This is a genomic window from Paenibacillus sp. FSL R5-0744 (genome assembly GCF_037972555.1).
Lineage (GTDB): Bacteria > Bacillota > Bacilli > Paenibacillales > Paenibacillaceae > Paenibacillus_AQ.
In genome coordinates this window covers 6,591,006-6,612,636 of sequence record NZ_CP150228.1, presented here as the reverse complement: position 1 = coordinate 6,612,636, position 21,631 = coordinate 6,591,006, and the positions used below count along the sequence as shown (strand labels likewise).

General features: G+C 43.7%; 19 protein-coding genes. 18 read left to right on the top strand and 1 reads right to left on the bottom strand.

Annotated features, from left to right (window positions below):
• Window positions 1–48: 48 nt before the first annotated feature.
• On the bottom strand, window positions 49–1,215 hold the full coding sequence (locus MKY19_RS29275; protein ID WP_339799361.1) for a sugar diacid recognition domain-containing protein: 1,167 nt from the start codon (window positions 1,213–1,215) through the stop codon (window positions 49–51).
• A 282-nt stretch (window positions 1,216–1,497) separates the two neighbouring features.
• Between MKY19_RS29275 and MKY19_RS29270 the strand changes: the two genes are divergently transcribed.
• The 18 genes from MKY19_RS29270 to MKY19_RS29185 all read left to right on the top strand — a co-directional run bounded on the left by MKY19_RS29270 (window position 1,498) and on the right by MKY19_RS29185 (window position 21,617).
• Window positions 1,498–2,853 carry an MFS transporter gene (locus MKY19_RS29270; RefSeq protein WP_339799359.1) on the top strand — a complete coding sequence of 452 codons (1,356 nt, stop codon included), beginning with the start codon at window positions 1,498–1,500 and terminating at the stop codon, window positions 2,851–2,853.
• 67 nt (window positions 2,854–2,920) lie between these two features.
• Window positions 2,921–3,136, top strand: a complete 216-nt coding sequence (locus tag MKY19_RS29265) for a hypothetical protein (RefSeq protein WP_339799357.1) — start codon at window positions 2,921–2,923, stop codon at window positions 3,134–3,136.
• 27 nt (window positions 3,137–3,163) lie between these two features.
• Window positions 3,164–3,850, top strand: coding sequence for a hypothetical protein (locus MKY19_RS29260; protein ID WP_042192777.1), 687 nt, complete (start codon window positions 3,164–3,166; stop codon window positions 3,848–3,850).
• Window positions 3,847–5,049, top strand: a complete 1,203-nt coding sequence (locus MKY19_RS29255; RefSeq protein WP_339799354.1) for a glutathionylspermidine synthase family protein — start codon at window positions 3,847–3,849, stop codon at window positions 5,047–5,049. Before MKY19_RS29260 ends, MKY19_RS29255 begins: the two co-directional genes overlap by 4 nt.
• 39 nt (window positions 5,050–5,088) lie before the next feature.
• Window positions 5,089–5,682 (top strand): signal peptide protein, encoded by a 594-nt coding sequence (locus MKY19_RS29250; protein WP_339804556.1) that lies wholly within the window; start codon window positions 5,089–5,091, stop codon window positions 5,680–5,682.
• Window positions 5,679–6,071, top strand: a complete 393-nt coding sequence (locus MKY19_RS29245) for a DUF350 domain-containing protein (RefSeq protein WP_042192771.1) — start codon at window positions 5,679–5,681, stop codon at window positions 6,069–6,071. Before MKY19_RS29250 ends, MKY19_RS29245 begins: the two co-directional genes overlap by 4 nt.
• Before the next feature lie 123 nt (window positions 6,072–6,194).
• Window positions 6,195–7,208: an ion channel gene (locus MKY19_RS29240; RefSeq protein WP_339799352.1), complete on the top strand. Its 1,014-nt coding sequence runs from the start codon at window positions 6,195–6,197 to the stop codon at window positions 7,206–7,208.
• 138 nt (window positions 7,209–7,346) lie between these two features.
• Window positions 7,347–9,395 (top strand): catalase, encoded by a 2,049-nt coding sequence (locus MKY19_RS29235; protein ID WP_339799350.1) that lies wholly within the window; start codon window positions 7,347–7,349, stop codon window positions 9,393–9,395.
• Between the two features lie 173 nt (window positions 9,396–9,568).
• Window positions 9,569–10,708, top strand: coding sequence for a glycosyl hydrolase family 8 (locus MKY19_RS29230; RefSeq protein WP_339799347.1), 1,140 nt, complete (start codon window positions 9,569–9,571; stop codon window positions 10,706–10,708).
• A gap of 31 nt (window positions 10,709–10,739) precedes the next feature.
• Entirely contained in the window at window positions 10,740–12,290 is a 1,551-nt protein-coding gene (locus tag MKY19_RS29225; RefSeq protein ID WP_339799345.1) for a hypothetical protein, read from the top strand.
• A complete protein-coding gene (locus MKY19_RS29220) occupies window positions 12,287–13,843 on the top strand; it encodes a hypothetical protein (protein ID WP_339799344.1) in 1,557 nt (518 codons plus the stop codon). Before MKY19_RS29225 ends, MKY19_RS29220 begins: the two co-directional genes overlap by 4 nt.
• A gap of 28 nt (window positions 13,844–13,871) precedes the next feature.
• A complete protein-coding gene (locus MKY19_RS29215) occupies window positions 13,872–15,122 on the top strand; it encodes a glycosyltransferase family 2 protein (RefSeq protein ID WP_042192761.1) in 1,251 nt (416 codons plus the stop codon).
• Window positions 15,123–15,174: 52 nt separating this feature from the next.
• Window positions 15,175–17,271 (top strand): cellulose biosynthesis cyclic di-GMP-binding regulatory protein BcsB, encoded by a 2,097-nt coding sequence (locus MKY19_RS29210; RefSeq protein WP_339799343.1) that lies wholly within the window; start codon window positions 15,175–15,177, stop codon window positions 17,269–17,271.
• Window positions 17,261–18,115, top strand: a complete 855-nt coding sequence (locus MKY19_RS29205) for a diguanylate cyclase (protein WP_339799342.1) — start codon at window positions 17,261–17,263, stop codon at window positions 18,113–18,115. The genes MKY19_RS29210 and MKY19_RS29205 overlap by 11 nt, the downstream gene beginning before the upstream one ends.
• A 207-nt stretch (window positions 18,116–18,322) precedes the next feature.
• The gene (locus MKY19_RS29200; protein WP_042131530.1) at window positions 18,323–18,571 is read left to right on the top strand and encodes a type B 50S ribosomal protein L31; all 249 of its coding nucleotides are present in this window, start codon (window positions 18,323–18,325) and stop codon (window positions 18,569–18,571) included.
• A gap of 132 nt (window positions 18,572–18,703) precedes the next feature.
• Complete coding sequence (locus MKY19_RS29195) at window positions 18,704–19,225, top strand: YcxB family protein (RefSeq protein WP_076284927.1); 522 nt, start codon at window positions 18,704–18,706, stop codon at window positions 19,223–19,225.
• A gap of 92 nt (window positions 19,226–19,317) precedes the next feature.
• A complete protein-coding gene (locus MKY19_RS29190; RefSeq protein WP_339799340.1) occupies window positions 19,318–20,892 on the top strand; it encodes a diguanylate cyclase in 1,575 nt (524 codons plus the stop codon).
• A 17-nt stretch (window positions 20,893–20,909) separates the two neighbouring features.
• Window positions 20,910–21,617, top strand: a complete 708-nt coding sequence (locus MKY19_RS29185; RefSeq protein WP_339804553.1) for a DNA alkylation repair protein — start codon at window positions 20,910–20,912, stop codon at window positions 21,615–21,617.
• The last annotated feature ends 14 nt before the right edge of the window (window positions 21,618–21,631 follow it).

Sequence of the window (21,631 nt, the reverse complement as noted above, 5' to 3'; positions counted from 1 at the left end):
TTTCGCATCGATTGATGTCTTTTTTTGTGCATATGCACATATATCCTCTTATTCATCACAAGACATAGCAGAATGCTCCAACAAATATAACCAACGCGCACTCATGAGCAGGAACAGCTCCTGATAATTTCTTGGATCCTTCCCTGTGAGCTCGGTTATACGCTGGAGTCGGTAGCGTAACGTATTCCGATGAATGCGCAGTCGTTCAGCGATATGCTGTTGCTCCCCACTTTCGAAGTAAAATAGAGCTAATGTCTGCTGAAGCTCACCACTACGATCCTCCTCCACAAAATGCGCCCATAGCTGCAGCAACTCCTCCGACATCCAATGATGTACACTCGGAACGACCATCGTCTCCAGTTGCAGATCCGTTGCATAATAAACCGGCTCATCCGGATATATTGCATAGCCTGCACGCATCGTATCTTCTGCGGATTGAATGGACTTCATCATCCCTTGAATCCCTGTAAAAGGTTTGCCTACCGCGATACGTAGTGGAGAAATCTCCTTTACATCTAACCAACGTCTTATCTCGTGAATTCCTTCACATATATCCGTATGCGGCTTCCGCTCATGGAGATGCTCCTTGACCAGAATAACTTGTCTGGCATTACGAATAGTAATCAATTGAACAGCCGGGCGTCCTTCTAATACATCAGTTACCCGCTTCATTGTTGCCATTAGATCCTCTTCATTACGATTAATTAATTCAATGATGCATGCGATATGAGGCTTATCCACCTGAAAATGAATCTGCTGTGCTTGATGTCGCAATGTTTGTACGTTCCCCTCATCGCCATTCATCACCGCGAGCAGGAAATTCTCCTTCATTCGTTTGTCCCATTGAGCCTGCTCTAACAGCTTCATATGCTCAAGATACATTTCCGCCGTCATCTTCACCAATTCACCATACTTCGTCACTTCCTTGGGATCACCAGTAATCCCAATAACACCAACAATCTCATTCTCAAACTCAATAACAAGGTTCGTGCCGGGCAATACCCCCTGCAATCTAGCGGCGCTCTCCTGATCAATCTCGAATCTGCCACGACGCTCTATCGCGAGTAATGCACCCTCATGTGATTGCCCTAACCGCTTACCATCTCCAGACCCAATAATTCGTCCTCGCTTGTCCATAACATTGACATTGTACCCAATCACATGCATCGTACGTCGAACAATTTCCATCGCAACTTCTTTTGTCAAACCCCTCATGGCTACTACCTCCTATTTAGAAATTCTCTATGCGAACTCATGTGAACACTCTTTTCCTAGTTCATGCGCGATATAATATACCTCTAAGATCTTATCATTATCACAAGCCGGGTCTGATTGAAACACTACAAGTATATATTGCGGAGAATGGAGATCATAATCGAACTGGTATGTGGATTGATGTGGCGCAAGTAATCCTCCTCTTCTAATTGCCAACCTCTTTTTATAGGCATAAAATTAGTTGAGCATGTATAGATAAATTAGGACAGGGATGGAGTAGGAATGAACGAGAAAGTATTAATGAATGATAAGATAGTCATGCCATTATGGACGATGTGTCTCTTTATTGTAGTGATGAACACAACGATGTTTAATGTATCGCTTCCTACCATTATTCAGGATCTCCAAATTTCTGCTGACCTAGGCTCATGGGTCATTTCCAGCTATTCGATTGGATATGCGTTGTCGACGGTTATTTATAGCCGGTTATCCGACTTGGTGCCGATTCGCAAGCTCTTGACCATTGGCTTAATTACGCTTGGGACAGCATCAGTGTTTGGATTGTTCGCACATGACTTTAATATGCTATTGATTACAAGAATCCTACAATCTGCGGGCGCCGGATCTATGGCTGGATTGGGGCTTGTACTCGCCAGTCGCTATGTTCCGATTGAAAGACGCGGTGCTGCTATTGCGATGATCTCGGCGGGTAGTGCAATGGCCTTTGGTTTGGGCCCTATTGTCGGAGGTGTCATCAGCCAGTACTTTGGCTGGAACGGATTGTTCGGCATAACTTGCCTTGTGCTTATTGTGCTGCCGGTACTGCTGCGGTTATTGCCTAAGGAACAGCCACAGCCTGCAAGCTTTGACATCCTGGGGGCGGCGCTGACCGTTGTAAATGCGGCAAGTTTACTGGTAGCTGTAACTACCCAGTCGCTTGTATGGCTAGCGGTGGGTGTAGTGTCTATTATCGTGCATGCCGTACATCTGAAGAAGGCCAAGGAATCATTCATTAATCCACAGCTGCTTACCATGCCGGGTTACTTGAAACTGGTTGCCATAGGCTTTTGTATTCTAGTGCTGAACCTAGGGAACTTGTTCCTGATGCCGCTTGCGCTCGCTAATCTGTTTGAAAAATCAGCGCTGATGATTGGTTTGTATATCGCACCGGGAGCGCTATTATCTGCATTTCTGACCCGTTATGTGGGACGTTTTATTGATCGGTACGGTAATATACGCTTCTTAGTGATTGGACATTGTATACTTGCAGCCGTTATGGCTGTGTTTGCCCTGAATCTTTCTGTATCACCTGTAGTACTGCTGCTAGGTTATCTATGCTTCTCTCCCGCTTTCTCAGCTACGATGGCATCCTTAAACAATGAAACTTCTATAGTTCTTCCAAGGACTTGGATTGGTTCTGGTATGGGGCTTTTACAACTGGTTCAATTCTTCGGAGGCTCTGTATCTGTTGCAGTCTGCGGGCTTTTGCTGCATGCTCAGCGTGATATCTCCCCTGCAAAAGCATATCAGCATGTATACGGCGTGTTGCTCCTCGTTTGCTTGTGTTCGTTAGGAATTCTTCTTTTATATAGACGTTCTAACGCCAAGAGAAAGGTTGGGCAGTCTATGCACGCCTAGAACTGAAACGAAAAGGTAATAAAGACGTATCAGATGCTATAGCAGAACTAAGGAAGGAATGGTAATAATGGACAATGGGATGAATGTAATCTTATTTGAAAAAATGCCGGAAGGCGGGCTGCGAGTCATTGAGGAACGCAAGTGGAGCATGAATATGATCGCAGCGTTAGAGCATGTCAATTATATTGTGGTTGGCAGTGTTGAATATGAAACGGTTGAAGGACGGCTGAATGTAGATGAAGGCAAGCTGGAGCTTTTACTTGTTCCGATGCACAACGAATGATTGAGATAAGGGAAGGAGAACCTTACGATGTCTAAAGATGAAAAGGATAAGGAATTAGCGGTATCCAAATTATTCACTTCTGATGGTAAGCCCATTCGAGTATTATCTACTTCGCTAGGCATAGCTTTGTTAGCGAATGCTATGTTTATTCCTGGCGGCGCAGGGGCTAGTGCAAATACTTCTGGAGATGAACCCCAGCTAGTGTCCTGGTCTACCGAAGAGGTTAAAGCCTATTTTGACAAAAATGTGGATTGGAATATTCCATATCCGGAAGGTACACAAGAGGTAGAACAGGAAGGCCAAGGTGTTGTAACCAATAATGGAACGACGGTAGTGAATAACTATGGTGGATATCATTCAGGTTTTGGTTGGGATGACTTGCTGCTATATCACATGCTGTTTAACAGTGGTGGCAATTACTCTTCCAGAGGATGGTCTAAGGACCGTCCAACTTATTATGGAGGCACGAGAACAACTTATAAGCCGCCTACCTATAGCAGTGAGAAATTCCAGAATAAGAAGGTTCCCGGTTCTGTTGTAAAGCCCAAAACATCGACTTCCTCCACAGGCTCTATTACGAGAAGAGGCTCTTCCTCAAAAAATGGAATCGGTGGCACTTCCAGCGGATTAAACTCTTCGAAGAACTCTAAATCTAGCTCAGGCTCGAAGTCCTCTTCGAGATCAGGCTCAAGTAAGAGTGGTTTTGGCGGATGAGTGAGCAGCAGAGTGTATTTGAAATTCTAGATCAGTCTGAGCTTGAAAGAGGTCCACGGGTCAAAGCGTTATATGAACTCGGGTTCACTTGGGCTGATCTTGAGGATGAAGAGTACTGGTTGGATGCAATTGCTCTAATGCACAGGGACACTTATAAGGAGCTTGAAGAAGCCTCATCAAAACTCTGGGCCATTCTCGATAAAGCGGTTCGCTATGTTCATCTAAAGCGCGATTTGTATGAACTGCTTGGGATTCCCCCTGTACTTTGGGAGATGCTTGACGGGTGTCCTATGCCAGAAGAAGGATTCATTAGTCGGTATGCCAGATTTGACTTTGCCATAGCCCATGATGGGACGATTAAGCTGCTCGAACTGAATGCGGATACCCCAACAGGTTATGTGGAAGCCTCGATAGCTACACCGTGGATCTGTGAGCAAGCTGGAATGCAGAGTCCAAATCAAGGGATGAAGGCACAAGTTGCGGCAGCTTGGCAGGTAGAACGTCCGGATACCGCAGCTTGTGTGGCTTATGGATCTCATCTTGAAGATTCAGGTACGATAGAAGCATTAGTGAAGCACAGTGGTCTCGATACCCAGTGTGTGGATTGTCTTGATCTGTGGGTCGACAACGGAATTCTCAAGGATGGGGAGGACCGTGTGATCGAGCGGATGTTCGCTCTATATCCTAAAGAGTGGATGGCTGTGGATGAAGGCGGCGATGCCCTCGCCTATGCGGTAGAGCAAGGGAATCTTCAGCTCTTTAATGGTCCTCACAGTATATTGCTCCAATCCAAGGGGCTGGTTGCAGCGGTGTGGGGAATGTATGAGCTGGGCCTGCTATTCGACAAGGAAGAGCGGGAGACGATCTCGCGCTATATTTTGCCTACTTATAATAAGCCTGTATTCTCAGGGAACTTTGTGTCCAAATCTGTTTTTGGTCGTGAAGGGGGTTCGGTGCGCATGTTTGATGATAGCGGTGCGCTAGAGCTTGAAGATGAAGACGGTTATGACAGTAGTCAGCTCTTCCCCACTGTGTATCAAAAAAGAGCCGATTTAGCACGGATAACGACATCAGAGGGTGAATTTCATCTGCTGACAGGCATGTTCGTGATTAACGGGAAGCCTTGTGGTATGCTCGGCCGAGCGGGCGGATTGATTACAGGCAATGCCAGTCATTTTATTGCGTTGGGAGTGAGATAATTGGATAAGAGCAAGAAAGCCCGAATCGGAGTCTTATGTATGATGCTTCTGACGGTACTGTTACTAAGCGCATGTTCCAGTAATCAGGGAAGTGTATTTGATTCAGGAACAGCTCAAACTTCAGATAATGTAGCACGGGTACCGTGGGACTACCGGGTGGTAGAGAGTACCGTAGGGGATTTAATTGGGAGTGACATGACGGTTTTGCCGGATAATGAACTGCTCCCGAATGATGGGAATTATGCTACTGGCGATAAAATTTGGACACTTCAGTTCATGGACGCCGAGTTAATCACGGATGCTGATCAGAAGAATGAAGTTCGCCTGTCTTCATGGAGCACGATTAAGTCTTATGCAGATGAAAAAACGGCAGCAGAGGATCTTACCAATCTTAAAGTATCGGTAACCACTGATGTTGATCTTGTAGGAGTATACAAGACTAAGTATAAGGATAAGACAAGAAACTTTGCGGTGCTTGAGCTCCCTTCAGGTAATCGGATTAAGCAGCCGATTGATGATGAACGCTATACCGCATTAGAGAAAAAGAAAACCGCTTCCGTAGTCCTTGAGGAAGTACATGATTTTGCCGACTATGATTCGGCTTATGCGAAATTTCGGGGGTGGGCGAAGTGACGATGGTGGTTAATTTGGTAGTGAGTGTGTTTGTGATTATTCTTTTGCAAGTGTTAGGCATGGTGATCTTTGGTTTAATGACTCCGTTTAAAGATATGGAGGAGCTGAAGAAAGGCAATGTGGCTGTAGCCTTGGCTTTAGGCGGCAAGTTTCTGGCAACGGCTATTATTATTGGCGTAGCAGCGTATACGAATACCTCCATTCTGCACATGATCATTTGGTTTGCGGTAGGTTATGTGTGCTTGATTGCGGCTTATTGGATCTTTGAATTGGCAACCCCAACCTTTAAGATTTCAGAGCATCTGGAGAAGGGAAATGTGGCAGTAGGCACTATGCTTTGCTTGGTGTTTATTGGGACAGCATTTGCGATTAGCAGTTTGATTGTTTAGTTCGAGTATGAAATAGGGTTGAGACAAAGGTTGCCCCGATCCATCCATCGAGCGGCAGCCTTATTGAAAATCTAAGAAAGTATAAGTTTTACTTTTAGCTTGATGTGAAGAAGGGGTGGGCAGATGCATCTGTTTCTGAGAATTTCCACCAAGATGATGCGGTTACGTAAACGGACTATAGGGTTAATTATTCTGATCTTTATAGTTCTTAGTGCGTCAATTGCTTACCTGATTGAGCCGGGTACGTTTCACAGTTGGTTTAATGCATTCTATTGGGTTATGACAACGATGGCGACAGTGGGGTATGGGGACTATTTTGCAGAGACCGTAGTTGGAAAGCTGTTTACCATGTTTCTATATATCTTTGGTATCGGCCTCCTCAGCTTGGTTATTGGTAAGGTCATTGACTCCATTGCGGAGGTGCAGAGAAGGAGAGGAGCGGGAACGTTGAGCTTTCGGGGAAAGGACCATGTGATTCTAATTAATTGGAGTAAGAAAGCACAAGCTGCCGTAGACGAGGTTCTATGCTATTCGCCAAAATGCCACATTGTCATCATTGATGAGACAGGAAGTCATCCTCTGGAGCATATGGATCAAGTTCACTTTATAAGTGGCGATGCCTCCAGTGATGAGATTCTAGTTAAGGCTAACATCCATGAAGCAAGAGCGGCCATTGTGTTCGGGGACACAAGGATTGATGAAGCATCGCTGATCGACGGCAAATCTTTGTTAATTGCCTCTAGCATTGAGCGCATTGCGCCACAAGTACATACGACTGTAGAAATAATGCAAGAGAAGAATATACAGAATTTCAGGCATGTCCAAGTAAACGAGTTCGTTCTTTCGCATGATGCCATCTCCAGACTGGCTGTTCGTTCTGCACTGCAAGAGGGAAACTCTGAGGTGATAACGCAGCTGCTGAGCCGTAAATATGGTGATGATATTTATGAGATTCCAGTGAATAATACGTGGAAGACTTATGGGGATGCATTTCAGAGCCTGCTTCTGCAAGGTGCAACCTTATTGGCGGATCGTAGCGATCTAAGTATCAATCGAAAGCTGGATCAGGCTATTCCTAAGGATGCTAGATTGTATGTTGTTTCCGATGAAGAGACGTATCGTAAGATTAAAGATTAGATCAGAATTAGCTGGATCAGGCGGGTTTTCGGGAGCTGAGGCTTCGCGGGAATCCGCCTTTTTTTGTTTGCCAAACTTTCCTAAAGGGTAAGAGATACATGATAATATTTACTTTACCTTTGGAAGGAGCCATTGTTAATGAGTGAACATCAAAAAGTGAACGGAAACAGCAAGAATGAGCAACTGGAACAGTTTCGCAGTAAGGATGAAGGTCACACCTTAACAACGAACCAGGGTTTAAAAGTATCAGAGGACGAGTTCTCCTTAAAAGCGGGTGATCGGGGCCCAACCTTACTGGAAGACTTTCATTTCCGGGAAAAAATGACGCATTTCGATCATGAGCGAATCCCTGAGCGAATCGTGCATGCACGTGGATTTGCTGCTCATGGTGAGTTTGAAGTATATAAATCACTGAAAGAATATACAAAGGCGAAATTCCTTCAAGATCCCTCCGTGAAGACACCGGTGTTTGTCCGATTCTCGACGGTAGCCGGATCACGGGGATCAGCCGAGACGGTGCGGGATGCCCGCGGATTCTCTACCAAATTCTATACAGAGGAAGGGAATTACGATTTAGTCGGAAATAATATGCCCGTCTTTTTTATCCAGGATGCGATCAAGTTCCCGGATTTAGTACATGCGCTTAAGCCTGAGCCGCACAATGAAATGCCTCAAGCCGCATCGGCTCACGATACCTTTTGGGATTTCATAGCCAATAACCAAGAATCGGCCCATATGGCAATGTGGCTGATGTCGGACCGTGCTATTCCACGTAGCTTCAGAATGATGGAAGGGTTTGGGGTGCATACTTTCAGGTTGATTAATGAGCAAGGAAAAGCCCATTTTGTTAAATTCCATTGGAAACCAGTACTTGGTGTACACTCTTTAGTGTGGGACGAAGCTCAGAAAATATCAGGTGCGGACCCTGACTTTCATCGCCGTGATTTATGGGAATCGATTGAAGCCGGCAACTTTCCGGAATACGAATTGGGCATTCAGCTTCTAAGTGAAGAAGATGAATTTAAGTTTGATTTTGACGTGCTGGATCCTACAAAGCTCTGGCCAGAGGAAGATGTACCTGTACAGATTGTTGGGAAAATGACCTTGAACCGCAACGTGGATAATGTCTTCGCCGAAACGGAGCAGGTAGCTTTCCACCCTGGACATGTGGTTCCAGGCATCGATTTCACCAATGATCCACTGCTTCAGGGCAGATTGTTCTCTTATACGGATACTCAGCTAATTCGGCTTGGCGGTCCTAACTTCCATGAGTTGCCGATCAATAGACCGATATGTCCTTTCCACAACAATCAGCGTGACGGGCATGGACGGCAGACGATTAATCAGGGTTCAGTGAGCTATCACAATAATTCGCTTGCTAATAATACGCCTGCACCTGCAACAGAGGCTGAAGGTGGTTATGTACATTATCAGGAGAAGGTTGAGGGCCGTAAGGTGCGTAGCCGGAGCAAAAGCTTTGAAGACCATTTTTCACAAGCCAAGCTGTTCTGGAACAGCATGAGTGCTCCAGAAAAAACGCATATTATTGAAGCCTATTCATTCGAGCTCGGGAAGGTAAAGAGTAAGTCTGTCCGGCAGCAGGTTGTAGATATGCTCGCGAACGTTACGTTAGAGCTTGCTGTGCCTGTAGCAGAAGCTATTGGGGCGACGCCACCGAAAACGGGCGGTTCCGAGGTGGCTCAAATCTCCCCGGCACTAAGTCAGGCAAATACGAAGAAGCACCCAAACACACGTAAAATAGGTGTGATTATAGGCGACAGATTTGATGAAGACTTGGTGATGCCTGTTCTGGATACGCTTATGAGAGCCGGGATCCAGCCGGAAATAATCAGTGATAAGCTTGGATTTATTAAAGGCTCGAAGGGGACAGAGCTTGAAGTCATTCATACCTTATCCACGACAGATTCGGTGCTCTTTGATGCAATTTATGCAGCTGGTGGAAATTCGGAACATAACAAATTCCATAAAGATACAGCGCAATTCCTGAACCAAGCCTATTCTCACTTTAAGCCCATAGCGGTGACTACTGAAAATGCTAAACTACTTGAAACGGCCGAGCATAGAAGCAGTCCGGGTGTAATCATTGGAGATGGCGGAGAGGTGTTTGCTGCCAGCCTTGTCGCGGCAATTACTGCCCATCGTTTTTGGGAACGTATGAATGAATAAATAACTGATACAGAGGGGATATCCCGCTCGCCAAAGGCGTAAGGATATCTCTTTTTTGTCCAAGGATAGATACATAACGCTCACATTTTGATTTAACATTTTGTTGTATATTACCGTTATAGATAATACTAGGCAGTAAGCAGAATAGGAGAATATTAAAAGGAGGTGATCACTTGAGGAAAATAATTATTGCTGCACTAGCGATATTTGCAGGCATTATAGGGTTAACGGCATGCGAAAAAACGGCAGTACCGAATCCGTCCAATAGTGTTCATACTAAATCTCCAGCTCCAGTAGATTCGGAAAATGATACTAAGGTAATCCAGACGCAGGAAGTAACTAACTTAGAGCAGTTTATTACCTCGAAACTCACAGGTGAGTACGGTGTATATACTAATTTTATTGAAACAGATCAGTCGGCGGAAGCGGCGAGTGGACACGAAGTTCTGAGTGAATCGGCATCTCTCCGGATGCTGGCAGCTGTGCGTAGCGGCCAACAAGAGAGATTTGCAGAACAATGGCAACTGGCTAAGCAAACTTTTGATATCAACAGTGGTTTCAGCTACCGTTACAGTCCTAAACAGCAGAAGCTATACCCCTTGAATGCTGCCGTTGATGATTTGCGTATGATTCAAGCTCTTTATGAGGCGGGGGAGAAGTTCGGCGATAAACGTTATACAGCTGAAGCGGATAAATATGGCGAAAGATTTTATGATTATAATGTAAAAGACGGAAAACTTTATGATTTCTACGATATGGAATATTCTTCAACAAACACATTCGTCACTTTGTGTTATATTAATTTGGGCACTTTGCGAAAAATGTCGATTCCTAGCCAATTTAGTAAGAAACTGACGAATGATTTGAACGTAATATTGGAAAACGGATATTTATCGGATGAATTCCCCTTTTATGAGACACGGTTTAATTATGAGAGTGGAAAATATAGTTCGGAAAACATCAATACAGTAGAGTCGCTTTTATCCATTCTAGCCTTAGCTGAGGTGGGCCAGCAGAAAGCCACCAGCATTGATTTTATCAAGCAACAGGTCGAAGCTGGAACGTTGTATGGGCAATATTCGAGAGAAGGTAAGCCGCTGAACGATATCCGCTCCACAGCCATTTATGCCATTACGGCTATGATCGGCGCAGAAATCGGCGATGAATCTCTCCACCATAAAAGCATTGAAAGAATGAACGAGTTCAGAGTAACAGATGTGGATAGCCCACTGTACGGAGGATTCGGTGATGTCGCTAGCGGCCAAGCTTATTCTTTTGACAACCTGATGGCATTACTGGCCTATGTCTATTAACTTAAACTTATTGTATTGAAGGTGAACCTGCATGATGGACAACACGGTGAAAACACCTCTAAGGCAGGGGATAGCACTTGCTAATTTATCCGTTTCTCCTGCATTTCTTGCTGCATTTGGAGTGCTGCTTATTACCATCATCGCGCTGTTCACAGCTCCGTATGTCGGAGTGGCGGATAACGGTGACTTTTTCCGTAGCATTTATAGTAATGGACTCTATTTCAATCTGCCGGATTATGATAGTCAGTACTTTGGTTATTTTGTGAAGCAATATGGGATCTTTCAATATTTTAATGAGAATGGTGCAATGTTATTTTCCTCTCAGTCCTTATTTATCAAGCTGGCTATAGGACTTAACAAGTTGTTCTTCAGTAGTGAGGTATTCGACATCCGCTTTCAAGCGGCGATTTATACGATTCTATATGTAATCGCAATTTACTTATTAATAGAGGCTATTACATGGAAGATGTCCCGAAAACAGGGGTTCATCATTGCAGGTATTGCTATTTTTATATTCGGAGATACCGGGTATACGGCTTATTTTAACTCCTTTTACGGCGAGAGTGTTGTGATGATCACGATGATCTTCATGTTCGCTTCATGGCTGATGTTATATCGAAAAAGATTCAATGACTACGCGATGCTGGCCTTATTCGTAATTAGCACGCTGATCCTGACTACTTCTAAGCAGCAGAATGCGCCAGTGGGTATGATCATTGCTGTTCTGGCATGTTCACTGCTTTGGATTCGTAGAGACAAGATATTTCGGATCCTGACAATGGCGTCTCTTGCTCTGATGCTGTTCGCAGGTGTGTTCACATATTTGAATATCTCAAATGAGTTCGTAAACATTAACCAGTTCCATGCCATGACCCGAGGGGTGCTGAAGGAATCACCTGATCCAGAAGCCGCTTTAAAAGCGTTAGGGATGGACGAGCAATTCGCCATTCTGAAGAACAGCATTCACTATGAGAAATACGTGACCATAGACGTGAATTCACCACTTCTCGAGGAGAATTTCTACAGTCGTTATGGATTTGTATCCATCCTTAAATATTATTTAACGAACCCTGACCAGCTTAATTCGATTCTTAATGTAGCTGCTCAAAGTGCATTCTCGATTAAGCCTGCGGCTATGGGGAATTTCGAGCATTCTGTTGGTAAGGAGTTTCGAGCACAGAGTCACTTTTTCACCGGATACAGCCAACTGAAACAAACGCTAGCCCCGCGAACATTCGGGTTCATCTTCCTCTGGATGGTGCTTGTCATCGGTCTCTATATGCCTTCCTTTGTAAAAGCGATCAAGTCCCGTGATTTCAGAGGTATGCAGCGAATGGTATTGATTGTCGCTTCGATTGGCATTGGGCTTTCAGGTATTTTTGTATCAATTATCGGGGCAGGCGATGCCGATATTTCCAAGCATGAGTTCTTATTTACATTATCCTTTGATTTAGTCACTTTTCTGACCCTATCCAGTGTGATCGGGCGTAGAGTTTCTAAAAACAGCAATCGGGTTAAGCAGGTTAGCAAGAGCACCCCTTCTAGCACGTATACAAAGGCTCAAAAGGATGTGAGTGTGTGAGCATCAGAGGAGTTTTAAACGGAATATTGCTGCTGACGTTGACTCTAACAGCCCTTCTGATTCCCGTCACACCTGTCCAATCTGCTGCTTCGCCACAGCAGGTCCTACTACTCTACGACAGCCTCGCTAAGGGGACAACGAAGGAAGGCAACGTGACTGAACTCCAGCGACTGCTGGCGGCCTATTCCATGAAGGTCACACTTAGAAGTTTGGATCAATATGAACAAGGGATGCTGAATCATTACTCTAAAGTGATTATGGTCCGTAATGCAGTAGATATTTTGATCACTAATAAATTTTATGTAGAGGATTGGGAGCATTATCAGGGACAGTATTTGCACATCGGGTACAGTCCTCCAGCCTCGCTGACAAAGAAACTTCAGTTAACCACAGATGTCATGTATGACGCGAATCCAGATCTCCAGATCGGACAGTTCTCGGGAATTTCACTTCAGGTACAGGATATGCTCTATATAGCCAGAAGTCAGGGAACCCAGTCCCTTGGAAAGCTGATCTTCCAGGATGATAGCCTGCAAGCACCTTATGCTGTGAGTAAAGAGGATGCTGCTTATGTTCCGTATTTTGAACAAGGGAATGTCAGTGCATTGGCGATGGGGTATGTTCTGAAGGATTGGCTTCATATCAACGCAACGCCTAAAGTGTATCTTGCGATCAAAGAGATCTATCCCTTCTCTGATCTGGGACTGCTGACAGAGACTGCGGAGCGGCTGTATCAAGTGGGGATACCTTTTCTTGCAAGTGTGCGGCCAGTGTTCAGCAATACCGATTATCCGGCAATGCAGCGTTATTTGGTAGCCATCAAAAGAGTGCAATCGAATAATGGCAGCATTCTGGTCAATGCCCCTATTGCGATGCATTCAACGAGTACTAGTAATATGGATCATTCACTTCAGGTGAAGATGAATGCGTTCATTAATCTGCTGGTGCACAACAAGATTGGGCCGCTTGGAATCGGAGCACAAATGCACTGGGCGTATGACAAGGAATACTCGGAGGCGGGGATGGGGTTTTTCGATTCTGTGATACTGTATCCGGATGAAAACGTTGATTATATGGAGCAGAGCGACACCTCCAAGTCCTTTCCATCCTCTTTATATAGTGTGCCGATTGATTTTTTGCAGGATCTGCAAACATCCAATAATGTGATGCCAGAACTGCCGATGGACACGGTAATCACTGTGGATATGCCTAAGGATAAGGAAGAACTTGAGGGAATGCTGAAGATGCTGGAACAATACTGGGTTTCTTTTGCAGATTATAAACAAGAAAGGCATGAGGTTGTTACAGACGTCAATACGATCACTTCATCAGAAGGAGTGATTTCTATTAATGGACAACCCCTGAGTCTGAATTATACGCCAGAAACAGTGAATAGCGATTATCGGTATACAGAAGAGCAGAAGAAGAGCTTTACGACGCTTTTTAATATACAGAATCAGTTCTTTATAGTTGCGATAATGATTTCTCTGTTGCTATTTGGCGGATTAATGATCATCGGATACCGATTGTATAGGAAAAAGTATTTGAAATGAGACAACTAATCGTGATTTGGAGGATCCTATGACGATTTCAGACATACTGATGGTAATTGCAGTGATCTGTATCTGGTCTCTATTGCTGGTGAATGTGACCCTCATTATCGCAGGCTATTTATATTACATTAAATCTGAAAATGAGGACATACCAGAGATAGAGGGCGAATATCCTTTGGTTTCAATTATGGTTCCTGCTCACAATGAGGGGGTAGTAATCTGTAAGACGGTAGAGTCTCTGCTAGCGCTTGATTATCCGGAAGATCGATATGAGATTATTGTGATTAATGATAATTCCTCTGATAACAGTGCTGAACTGCTGGCCGGTATCCAAAACCGAAATCCGGGGCGGCAGCTGATCGTCATTAATACGGATGCGATTACGGGTGGCAAGGGGAAATCGAATGCGCTGAATATAGGCTTCACCCATTGCAAAGGGCAGTTAATTGCGATTTATGATGCAGACAACACTCCTGAAAAAACGGCTTTACGTTATCTGGTCGCTGAGATCATGAATGACTCTAGCCTAGGCGCAGTAATCGGTAAGTTTAGAACCCGTAACCGTAACGCAAGCCTACTTACCCGGTTTATTAATATTGAGACGTTGTCCTTTCAATGGATGGCGCAAGCGGGACGCTGGAAACTGTTCAAGTTATGCACCATTCCCGGCACTAATTTTATTATGCGCAGGTCTATCGTAGAAAGTATCGGTGGCTGGGATGTTAAAGCGATAGCCGAAGATACAGAAATCAGCTTCAGAATATATATGATGGGTTATCGGATCAAGTTCCAGCCGAAATCGGTCACATGGGAGCAAGAGCCACAGACCTTAAAAGTCTGGTTCAAGCAGCGAACGCGCTGGGCTAAGGGCAACATTTATGTCATTGTCAAAAATATCCCTCTGCTGTTCGATAAGTCCGCCGCAAAAGTCCGATTCGATATTCTTTATTTTTTAGCGATTTACTTCTTATTGCTGATGTCGTTAATCACCTCGGATGTGCTGCTCATCCTGCATGCTTTGGGCTATGTACATACTACCATTGCTGGGCTTAGCAATTTCCTCTGGCTGCTCGCCATCATTCTGTTCGTTGTAGGTACTTTCATAACGTTGACGACAGAGAAGGGCGAGATGAGCTTCTCCAATTTATGGATCGTAATGTTGATGTACGTCTCTTATTGTCAGCTGTGGATGGTTGTCGCCGCCTACGGACTATATCTTTATGTCAAAGACCTCATCTTCAAAAGAGAAGCAAAGTGGTATAAGACTGAACGCTATTAATAAAGAACAAAGAAGTAATGTGAGAAATATGTGATCACAGGAGAAACAGAACATGATGATGAAAAAACAAATGGTTATACTGTTAACCTGCCTCTCTCTTTTTCTAATTCAATTGAATGTTGCAGCCGCCGAGGCTCCGCCTCAGGATACTAGATTAACCTACACAACCTCTTTTACAGGAACAGATACTGCGTTAAAAGGTTCGAGTGCCCAGCAGCAATATTTTGAGGTCATGGATTATTGGAATGTGGATGAGATCAGAATTAACCTGCACTTTCAAATTTCGCAAATTACCAAGGAGCAGATTTCTAGCGTTACCTTAACACTAAATGGCAGCCCATTCTATACATTTAGACCCTCTCTAAAAGATAATGGCGAACAACAACTGGTCCTTCAGGCACCTAAAGGGTTTCTAAAAAAAGGAACCAATACGCTTGGAATTCAGGGCTATTTGCAGTCGAACTATACAGATGAACAATCTTGTTCTGTCGATTATGATTTTGATAATTGGCTGCATCTGTTTAATACATCCAGTATTAGCGTGATGTATACGCCAAAGCCCTTGACTGGAGGGATTAGTGACTTTAGCGAGCGCTTCTCTGGCGTTGATACCTTAACGAAGAATTATAGTGTGCTGACCGTACCGGATAAAAGCACAGGGGCAGAACTGGAGTCGGCTACTTATGCGCTCTCCGGACTTGTGAAGGGGAATACATTGGACAATAGAACGATTCCAATGCTTCCCTACCGGTCAGATACGGTGAAGAATAAAGCTGCGGTTGTACTGGTAGCTATGTATGACCGAGTACCAACTGGGCTTAAGGCTCAGTTAAGCACCTCTGAAGATTTAAGTACACATGCACTGCTGCAGTTAGTGAATAAGGATACTCAGCCGACACTTGTCGTAACCTCGAAGGATGAGAACTTACTGATTAAAGCAGGCCGTTTTGTTGCGAATGAAGAGTTATTGGGTCAAATCAGCAGTGATTTAAAGGTGGTCGATGATGCTACAGAAGTATCTGCACCCCCCCTTTCGATTAGCTCCAATATTACGCTTACAGAAACGGGTGATAAACTCACTGGGGCACGTCATCAGGAGCAGACATACTTTGTTGCATTGCCCTCTAACCGCTCGATTGCAGATTCAGGCAGAATCAGATTGGATTTCCGTTATGCACAGAATTTAGATTTCGACCGTTCATTAGTGACTGTCAGCATCAACAACACACCCATTGGCAGCAAGAAGCTGACCAAAGAGCTGGCGAATGGCGATAAGCTGGATCTTCCAGTTCCCCAAAGCTTGAATATTTCGGGTAATTTCACGGTAAATGTAGCCTTTGATTTGGAGCTGAAGGGAGCCGAATGTACTTTAGATAAGCAACAAATGCCTTGGGCGTATATCAGCAAAGATTCTGTAATGCGTCTTAATACTAAGGATCGTACGGATCTTTTGTTTAATAACTATCCGTATCCGTTTATACGTGACGGGCTTTACAATCAAGTAGCAGTTGTTTTGCCGCAAGAAATGGATGATTACTCATATTTGAGTTTAGCTAATGTATTTAATCTACTGGGAAAATACGCTAGCGGAAATATAGGCAACATTCAGTTCTACACGGATAACATTAGCGCTGATCATTTGAAGAATAATAATGTCATCGCCATAGGCACGTATAAGAATAATAAGATCATCCGTGATCATAATGATAAGCTCTATTTTCAATATAACGGGAACGGAACAGCGATTCGCTCCAATGAGAAGATGAGTATTGAAGATCATTACGGATCTCAAATTGGAACACTGCAGCTGATTGAATCACCATTTGAGGCGGGACGGGGATTGCTTGCTGTTACGGGAGCCCACTCTGAAGAGTACTATTTGGCGTCGAAGTTGATCGCAACAGAGCGGGACAAATGGAAGGTGTTTGGCGATGGGGTAATCGTTGATAAGGACGGTAATGTCAATGCGCACCGTTTCAAGATCATTACTGGAGCAGCAGAGGATTCCGTGGTTAAAAAAATAGCGGAACGAACGGACGTGCTGAGTTTCATTATCGTAATTGTGCTGGTGCTGACACTGGTGATTCTATCGCTGATCCTGCTGCTTCGTAAACATATGAAGAAACGTGGTGATAAGCGTGAGACGTAATCGCAGCGGTTTAGTTTCGGATATCGCTCTCTTATCGTTCCTGGTGCTTCTTTTTATTTGTATTGTCTTCATTTCAGGGGCACCCGATGATTATATCCAGAATATTATCATTTTAAATGTGGCTTTTATTCTGGCGATTGTTACGTATTTTACAACGGTGACTGCAGGGTTGGTCTTGAACCTGGTGTTTATATTTGCTTACGGCTTCTACACGATGTATCAGACGATATCTTTGGGAGAGACAATTGGACTGAATACTTACTTTTGGCTAATTATGACCCCATTGTTAACAGTGGTACTGTGGATATTTACACTAAGCAATCGTGAGCTGCAGGCTGAGAATCAGCGTTTGGAGAATAAGACTGCCAATATGGCCATCATCGACGAGAACACAGATCTGCGTAACAGTATTTCTTTTCAGAAGGATGCTGACTTATTTACAGGCATTTCGACTCGATATCAGATTCCACTCACACTGCTTGTAGTGAAAGTGAAATACTGGAATGAGATTAGACGTATTATTCCCGAAGATAAGCTGGCTGAGGCCATTCACGACGTATCTCAGCTCAGTCAGGCCAGCATTCGTACCAATGATGCATTGTATTTACTGGACAAAGATGACGCAACATGGGGCCTTCTGCTGTTCACCGACAACGATGGAGCAAAAATCGTGATCGAGCGGATTAAATTGAAGCTTCAAGAGCTTAATGACACTGAATTTGTCAAAAAGTATAAAGTTAGCCTTGGTCTCAAAATAGGTGCTGTAGAATATCAATCCAGCACTATTGAGAACCCGTTAGATTTTATTGTTCAGGCTAAAAAACAACTGGAGTATGATGTATAAGTCAGTTGAACGTAAGGGAATATAAGGAATATCGGATAGTAGTTGACTTTATATGTCGATTTCACGTATGATGGAGTGGTGGTCTAAATCGTAAGATTTACGAATTTTCCTACGTTTATTAGGTTATACTTATAGATAAACCTACAGATCATTTGGTTAATTTACCATAAAGGCTCCACTAATTTGTTCAGAAGGAGGACGATCAGAATGAGAGAAGGCATACATCCAAAGTACAACAAGGTTATTTTCATGGATGCAAGCGTAGGCTTCAAATTCTTGAGTGCATCTACAAAATCATCCAATGAAACAATGGAATGGGAAGATGGTAACACTTATCCTGTTATCCGCGTGGACGCAAGTTCCGCATCCCACCCATTTTACACTGGTAAACAAAGAGATACAGAACAAGGCGGCCGTGTTGACAAGTTCAAACAACGTCTTGCACAAAAGAAATAAGAATCCTTACGGATTAAAAAGGGACAACCCATTTAGAAGCGATCGCTTCAGGGATGTCCCTTTTTTGTGTTCAGGCATGTTAGAATGAAATGGAATTGATAAATTTCGATAGTGGCAGGGGAGCGATCAGTAGTGGAAAATGAAATAAAAGTAGATACCGTCCTTAAGAGTGAGGACGTTCAGGAGTTTAACCTATGGTTCAGCTTGAACAGCCGAATTATACTTAGCTCTTTCAGTGTGGTTGCTTATTTTGTGATTTTGCTGTTAATTACTAAGGATTACAGTACTAAAAATATTTCAATCCTTGCTGTGACTGCTGTGATTCTTGCCGCTGTTTTATGGTATATGACCAAATCAAGTTTGACCAAAAAATCTAAAAAAGCCTTCGCAACAGACAGTTTAGCCCAGCAACCTCAGAGCTATTCCGTATCAGATGAGGGTATAAAGTACGTATCTGAGGCAGGTTCCGGGCAAGTGAAATGGGAAGAGATACATAAAATAGGTGAAACGATGAACCTGTTCGTGTTTTTTGTGTCTTCTAATCGAGCGCTGATTATTCCTAAACGGTACTTTCAGTCGGTACAAGATAAAGATGCATTTAAGGACTTGGCCAGAAAGTATATGTTCTCCCATCGAGTAAAGTTCAAATCGTAAGATGTACAGATGTGCTGGTATTTGTTGATTCATTTGTAGGATTGATTAGGATATAATGATAGGAGCGACTTGAAAAATAGGAGAAATATGGCATGCCGTGGATTCAAGGATATCCGTATTACTTATTAATGGGCAGTGTTCTAAGCTTTTACATGGGCATCAGCTCCTATCGACATCGAAAGTCGGCAGGAAGACGCTATTTATGGATCTTAATGCTGCTGGTCAGCCTCATATTTATTGCAACGGCGGGAGAGATCATGTCATCCTCTTTTCAGGTTAAGCTGTGGTGGAAGAATATGCAGCAGGCTCCGCTTTTTTTAAGTGCGTTATTTACTTATGCTGTCGTTAAAGAATATGTGTCTCCTTCCGCGGAACGCCTACCTGTAAAACTTGCTATTTTCTCGATTCCAATTGCTTTGGACGTACTGCTTATTTTTACGGATACCTATCATCATCTAATGCGTAGTGAAGTGGGCATGGCCACTGTTGCGGGTGTTAGTGGAATTACTGTAAAGCCTACGCTTCTTAGCATGGCTTTTATTGCTTATGATCAGCTATTTGGTCTATATGCGGTCTGCTTGCTAGCTGTTTCCTTAATGAATAGACCGAGAGCTTTTTTGCGACGTGCGTTCTTACTATTTGCCGGGCTACTTATTCCGGTCGTTTCTGTTTTTTTACTTCCCTTGTTGAAGATCACGCTTACAGGCTTTACGGCCTTCACTTATCTACCCGCAATTATAGCGGCTTATTTGTGTTTATTCATTGACTCCAAATCTACGATCTATCCTTTAACTAAAATTAAAATCCTGGAGCATATGAAAGACGGCGTAGTTTTGACAGACCGGAATGATAGTATCATTGGTATAAATGAGGCTGCAACCTCCATTTTGTTTGAGATTACCGGGATATTGAATGAGACCTGGATGGGGAAAAATATTGATCTTTTTATGAGGCATCACAAGGACATTGGCGCTCATTATAGTCAAAGGACCGAAGGACAGTTTGAGATTGTATGTACTGGAATAAGAGAGATTTGTTATGGGGTGTCCTTGATAGCGACTGAACATCAGGCAACAGAGAACAAGGGGATGCTAATTGTTTTTAGTGACCATAGTGAAAAGAAGCGGTATGAACGTGAATTGGTCTATCAAGCAACGATAGATGATTTGACGGGACTTTATAATCGCAGGCACTTTATGCAAATGGTACAAAATCAAACGATTCCGGACGGACTAGGACTGGCGCTGTTGTTATTTGATATCGATGATTTTAAGTTAATTAATGATACCTATGGTCATTTAGCAGGAGATCAGGCATTAGTTGATTTCTCGAATAAAATACTTCAGGTATACCAAAACAAAGGCATTGCCGGAAGAGTCGGGGGCGAGGAGTTTGCTGTATGCTTTTTTGCTGAGGATAAACGTGCAGCCTTGATGGAAGCAGAGGATTTTCGCACAACGATGAGTGATTATAAAATAATTTTGAATGAACACGATAGCATTCAGCTTACCGCAAGCATCGGAATTTCTTTTACAGAGCGCAGAGAGGTGACTTTCGAAGATTTGTATCGGGAAGCGGATGAAGCGTTATATCGTTCCAAGAATTCGGGCAAGAATAGAGTAACACTAGGTCGTGAACCCATTTTAAGAGAAGCGATGAAGGGATAAGAGGTGTTCTAATGAATCTGACAATTAATGAAGTGATGAGTAAGCTTGAGGAAATGGGTACAGAGCAGACGAAGCGTACCTTCATACGACATGGTGCTAAGGAGCCTTTATTTGGAGTAAGGATAGGGGACATGAAGAAGCTGGTAAAGGATATCAAGAAAGACCAAGGTCTAGCTCGCGCTTTGTATCAGACGGGGAATTATGATGCGATGTATTTGGCAGGGCTTACAGTTGACCCCAAGACGCTTACGAAGGAAGAGCTTCAAAGCTGGGTAGTGACAGCTTACTGCTCTGGAATAGCGGAATATACGGTAGCGTCTATCGCTGCAGAGAGCCCTTACGCACTAGAACTTGCAAGAGAATGGATTTCTTCATCGGATGAAATGGTGGCCACCTGTGGCTGGAGTACTTATGGGAATTACATTTCAGTTACGCCGGATGATCTGCTAGACATCGCTGAGATCAGAAAGCTACTACAGCAAATACAATCTACCATTCATCAGGAACGGAATCGAGTTCGTTACACGATGAATATGTTTGTAATTATCGCCGCCAGCAGCGTAACCGAACTGCATGATGAGGCAACGCAGATTGCTGCAAGCATTGGAAAGGTTCAGGTACAAATGGGACAAACCGCATGTAAAGTACCGCTGGCAGTAGATTATATTGCCAAGGTTGAGCAGGCAGGAAAGCTTGGTGTGAAGAAGAAGACCTGTATTTGTTAATGGAGACAGTATAA

Excerpts from the sequence above, each read along its gene's own strand:
- MKY19_RS29275 (WP_339799361.1), bottom strand. The coding sequence starts at position 1,215 with ATGAGGGGTTTGACAAAAGAAGTTGCGATGGAAATTGTTCGACGTACG.
- MKY19_RS29270 (WP_339799359.1), top strand. The coding sequence starts at position 1,498 with ATGAACGAGAAAGTATTAATGAATGATAAGATAGTCATGCCATTATGG.
- MKY19_RS29265 (WP_339799357.1), top strand. The coding sequence starts at position 2,921 with ATGGACAATGGGATGAATGTAATCTTATTTGAAAAAATGCCGGAAGGC.
- MKY19_RS29260 (WP_042192777.1), top strand. The coding sequence starts at position 3,164 with ATGTCTAAAGATGAAAAGGATAAGGAATTAGCGGTATCCAAATTATTC.
- MKY19_RS29255 (WP_339799354.1), top strand. The coding sequence starts at position 3,847 with ATGAGTGAGCAGCAGAGTGTATTTGAAATTCTAGATCAGTCTGAGCTT.
- MKY19_RS29250 (WP_339804556.1), top strand. The coding sequence starts at position 5,089 with ATGATGCTTCTGACGGTACTGTTACTAAGCGCATGTTCCAGTAATCAG.
- MKY19_RS29240 (WP_339799352.1), top strand. The coding sequence starts at position 6,195 with ATGCATCTGTTTCTGAGAATTTCCACCAAGATGATGCGGTTACGTAAA.
- MKY19_RS29235 (WP_339799350.1), top strand. The coding sequence starts at position 7,347 with ATGAGTGAACATCAAAAAGTGAACGGAAACAGCAAGAATGAGCAACTG.
- MKY19_RS29225 (WP_339799345.1), top strand. The coding sequence starts at position 10,740 with ATGATGGACAACACGGTGAAAACACCTCTAAGGCAGGGGATAGCACTT.
- MKY19_RS29215 (WP_042192761.1), top strand. The coding sequence starts at position 13,872 with ATGACGATTTCAGACATACTGATGGTAATTGCAGTGATCTGTATCTGG.
- MKY19_RS29210 (WP_339799343.1), top strand. The coding sequence starts at position 15,175 with ATGATGATGAAAAAACAAATGGTTATACTGTTAACCTGCCTCTCTCTT.
- MKY19_RS29200 (WP_042131530.1), top strand. The coding sequence starts at position 18,323 with ATGAGAGAAGGCATACATCCAAAGTACAACAAGGTTATTTTCATGGAT.
- MKY19_RS29190 (WP_339799340.1), top strand. The coding sequence starts at position 19,318 with ATGCCGTGGATTCAAGGATATCCGTATTACTTATTAATGGGCAGTGTT.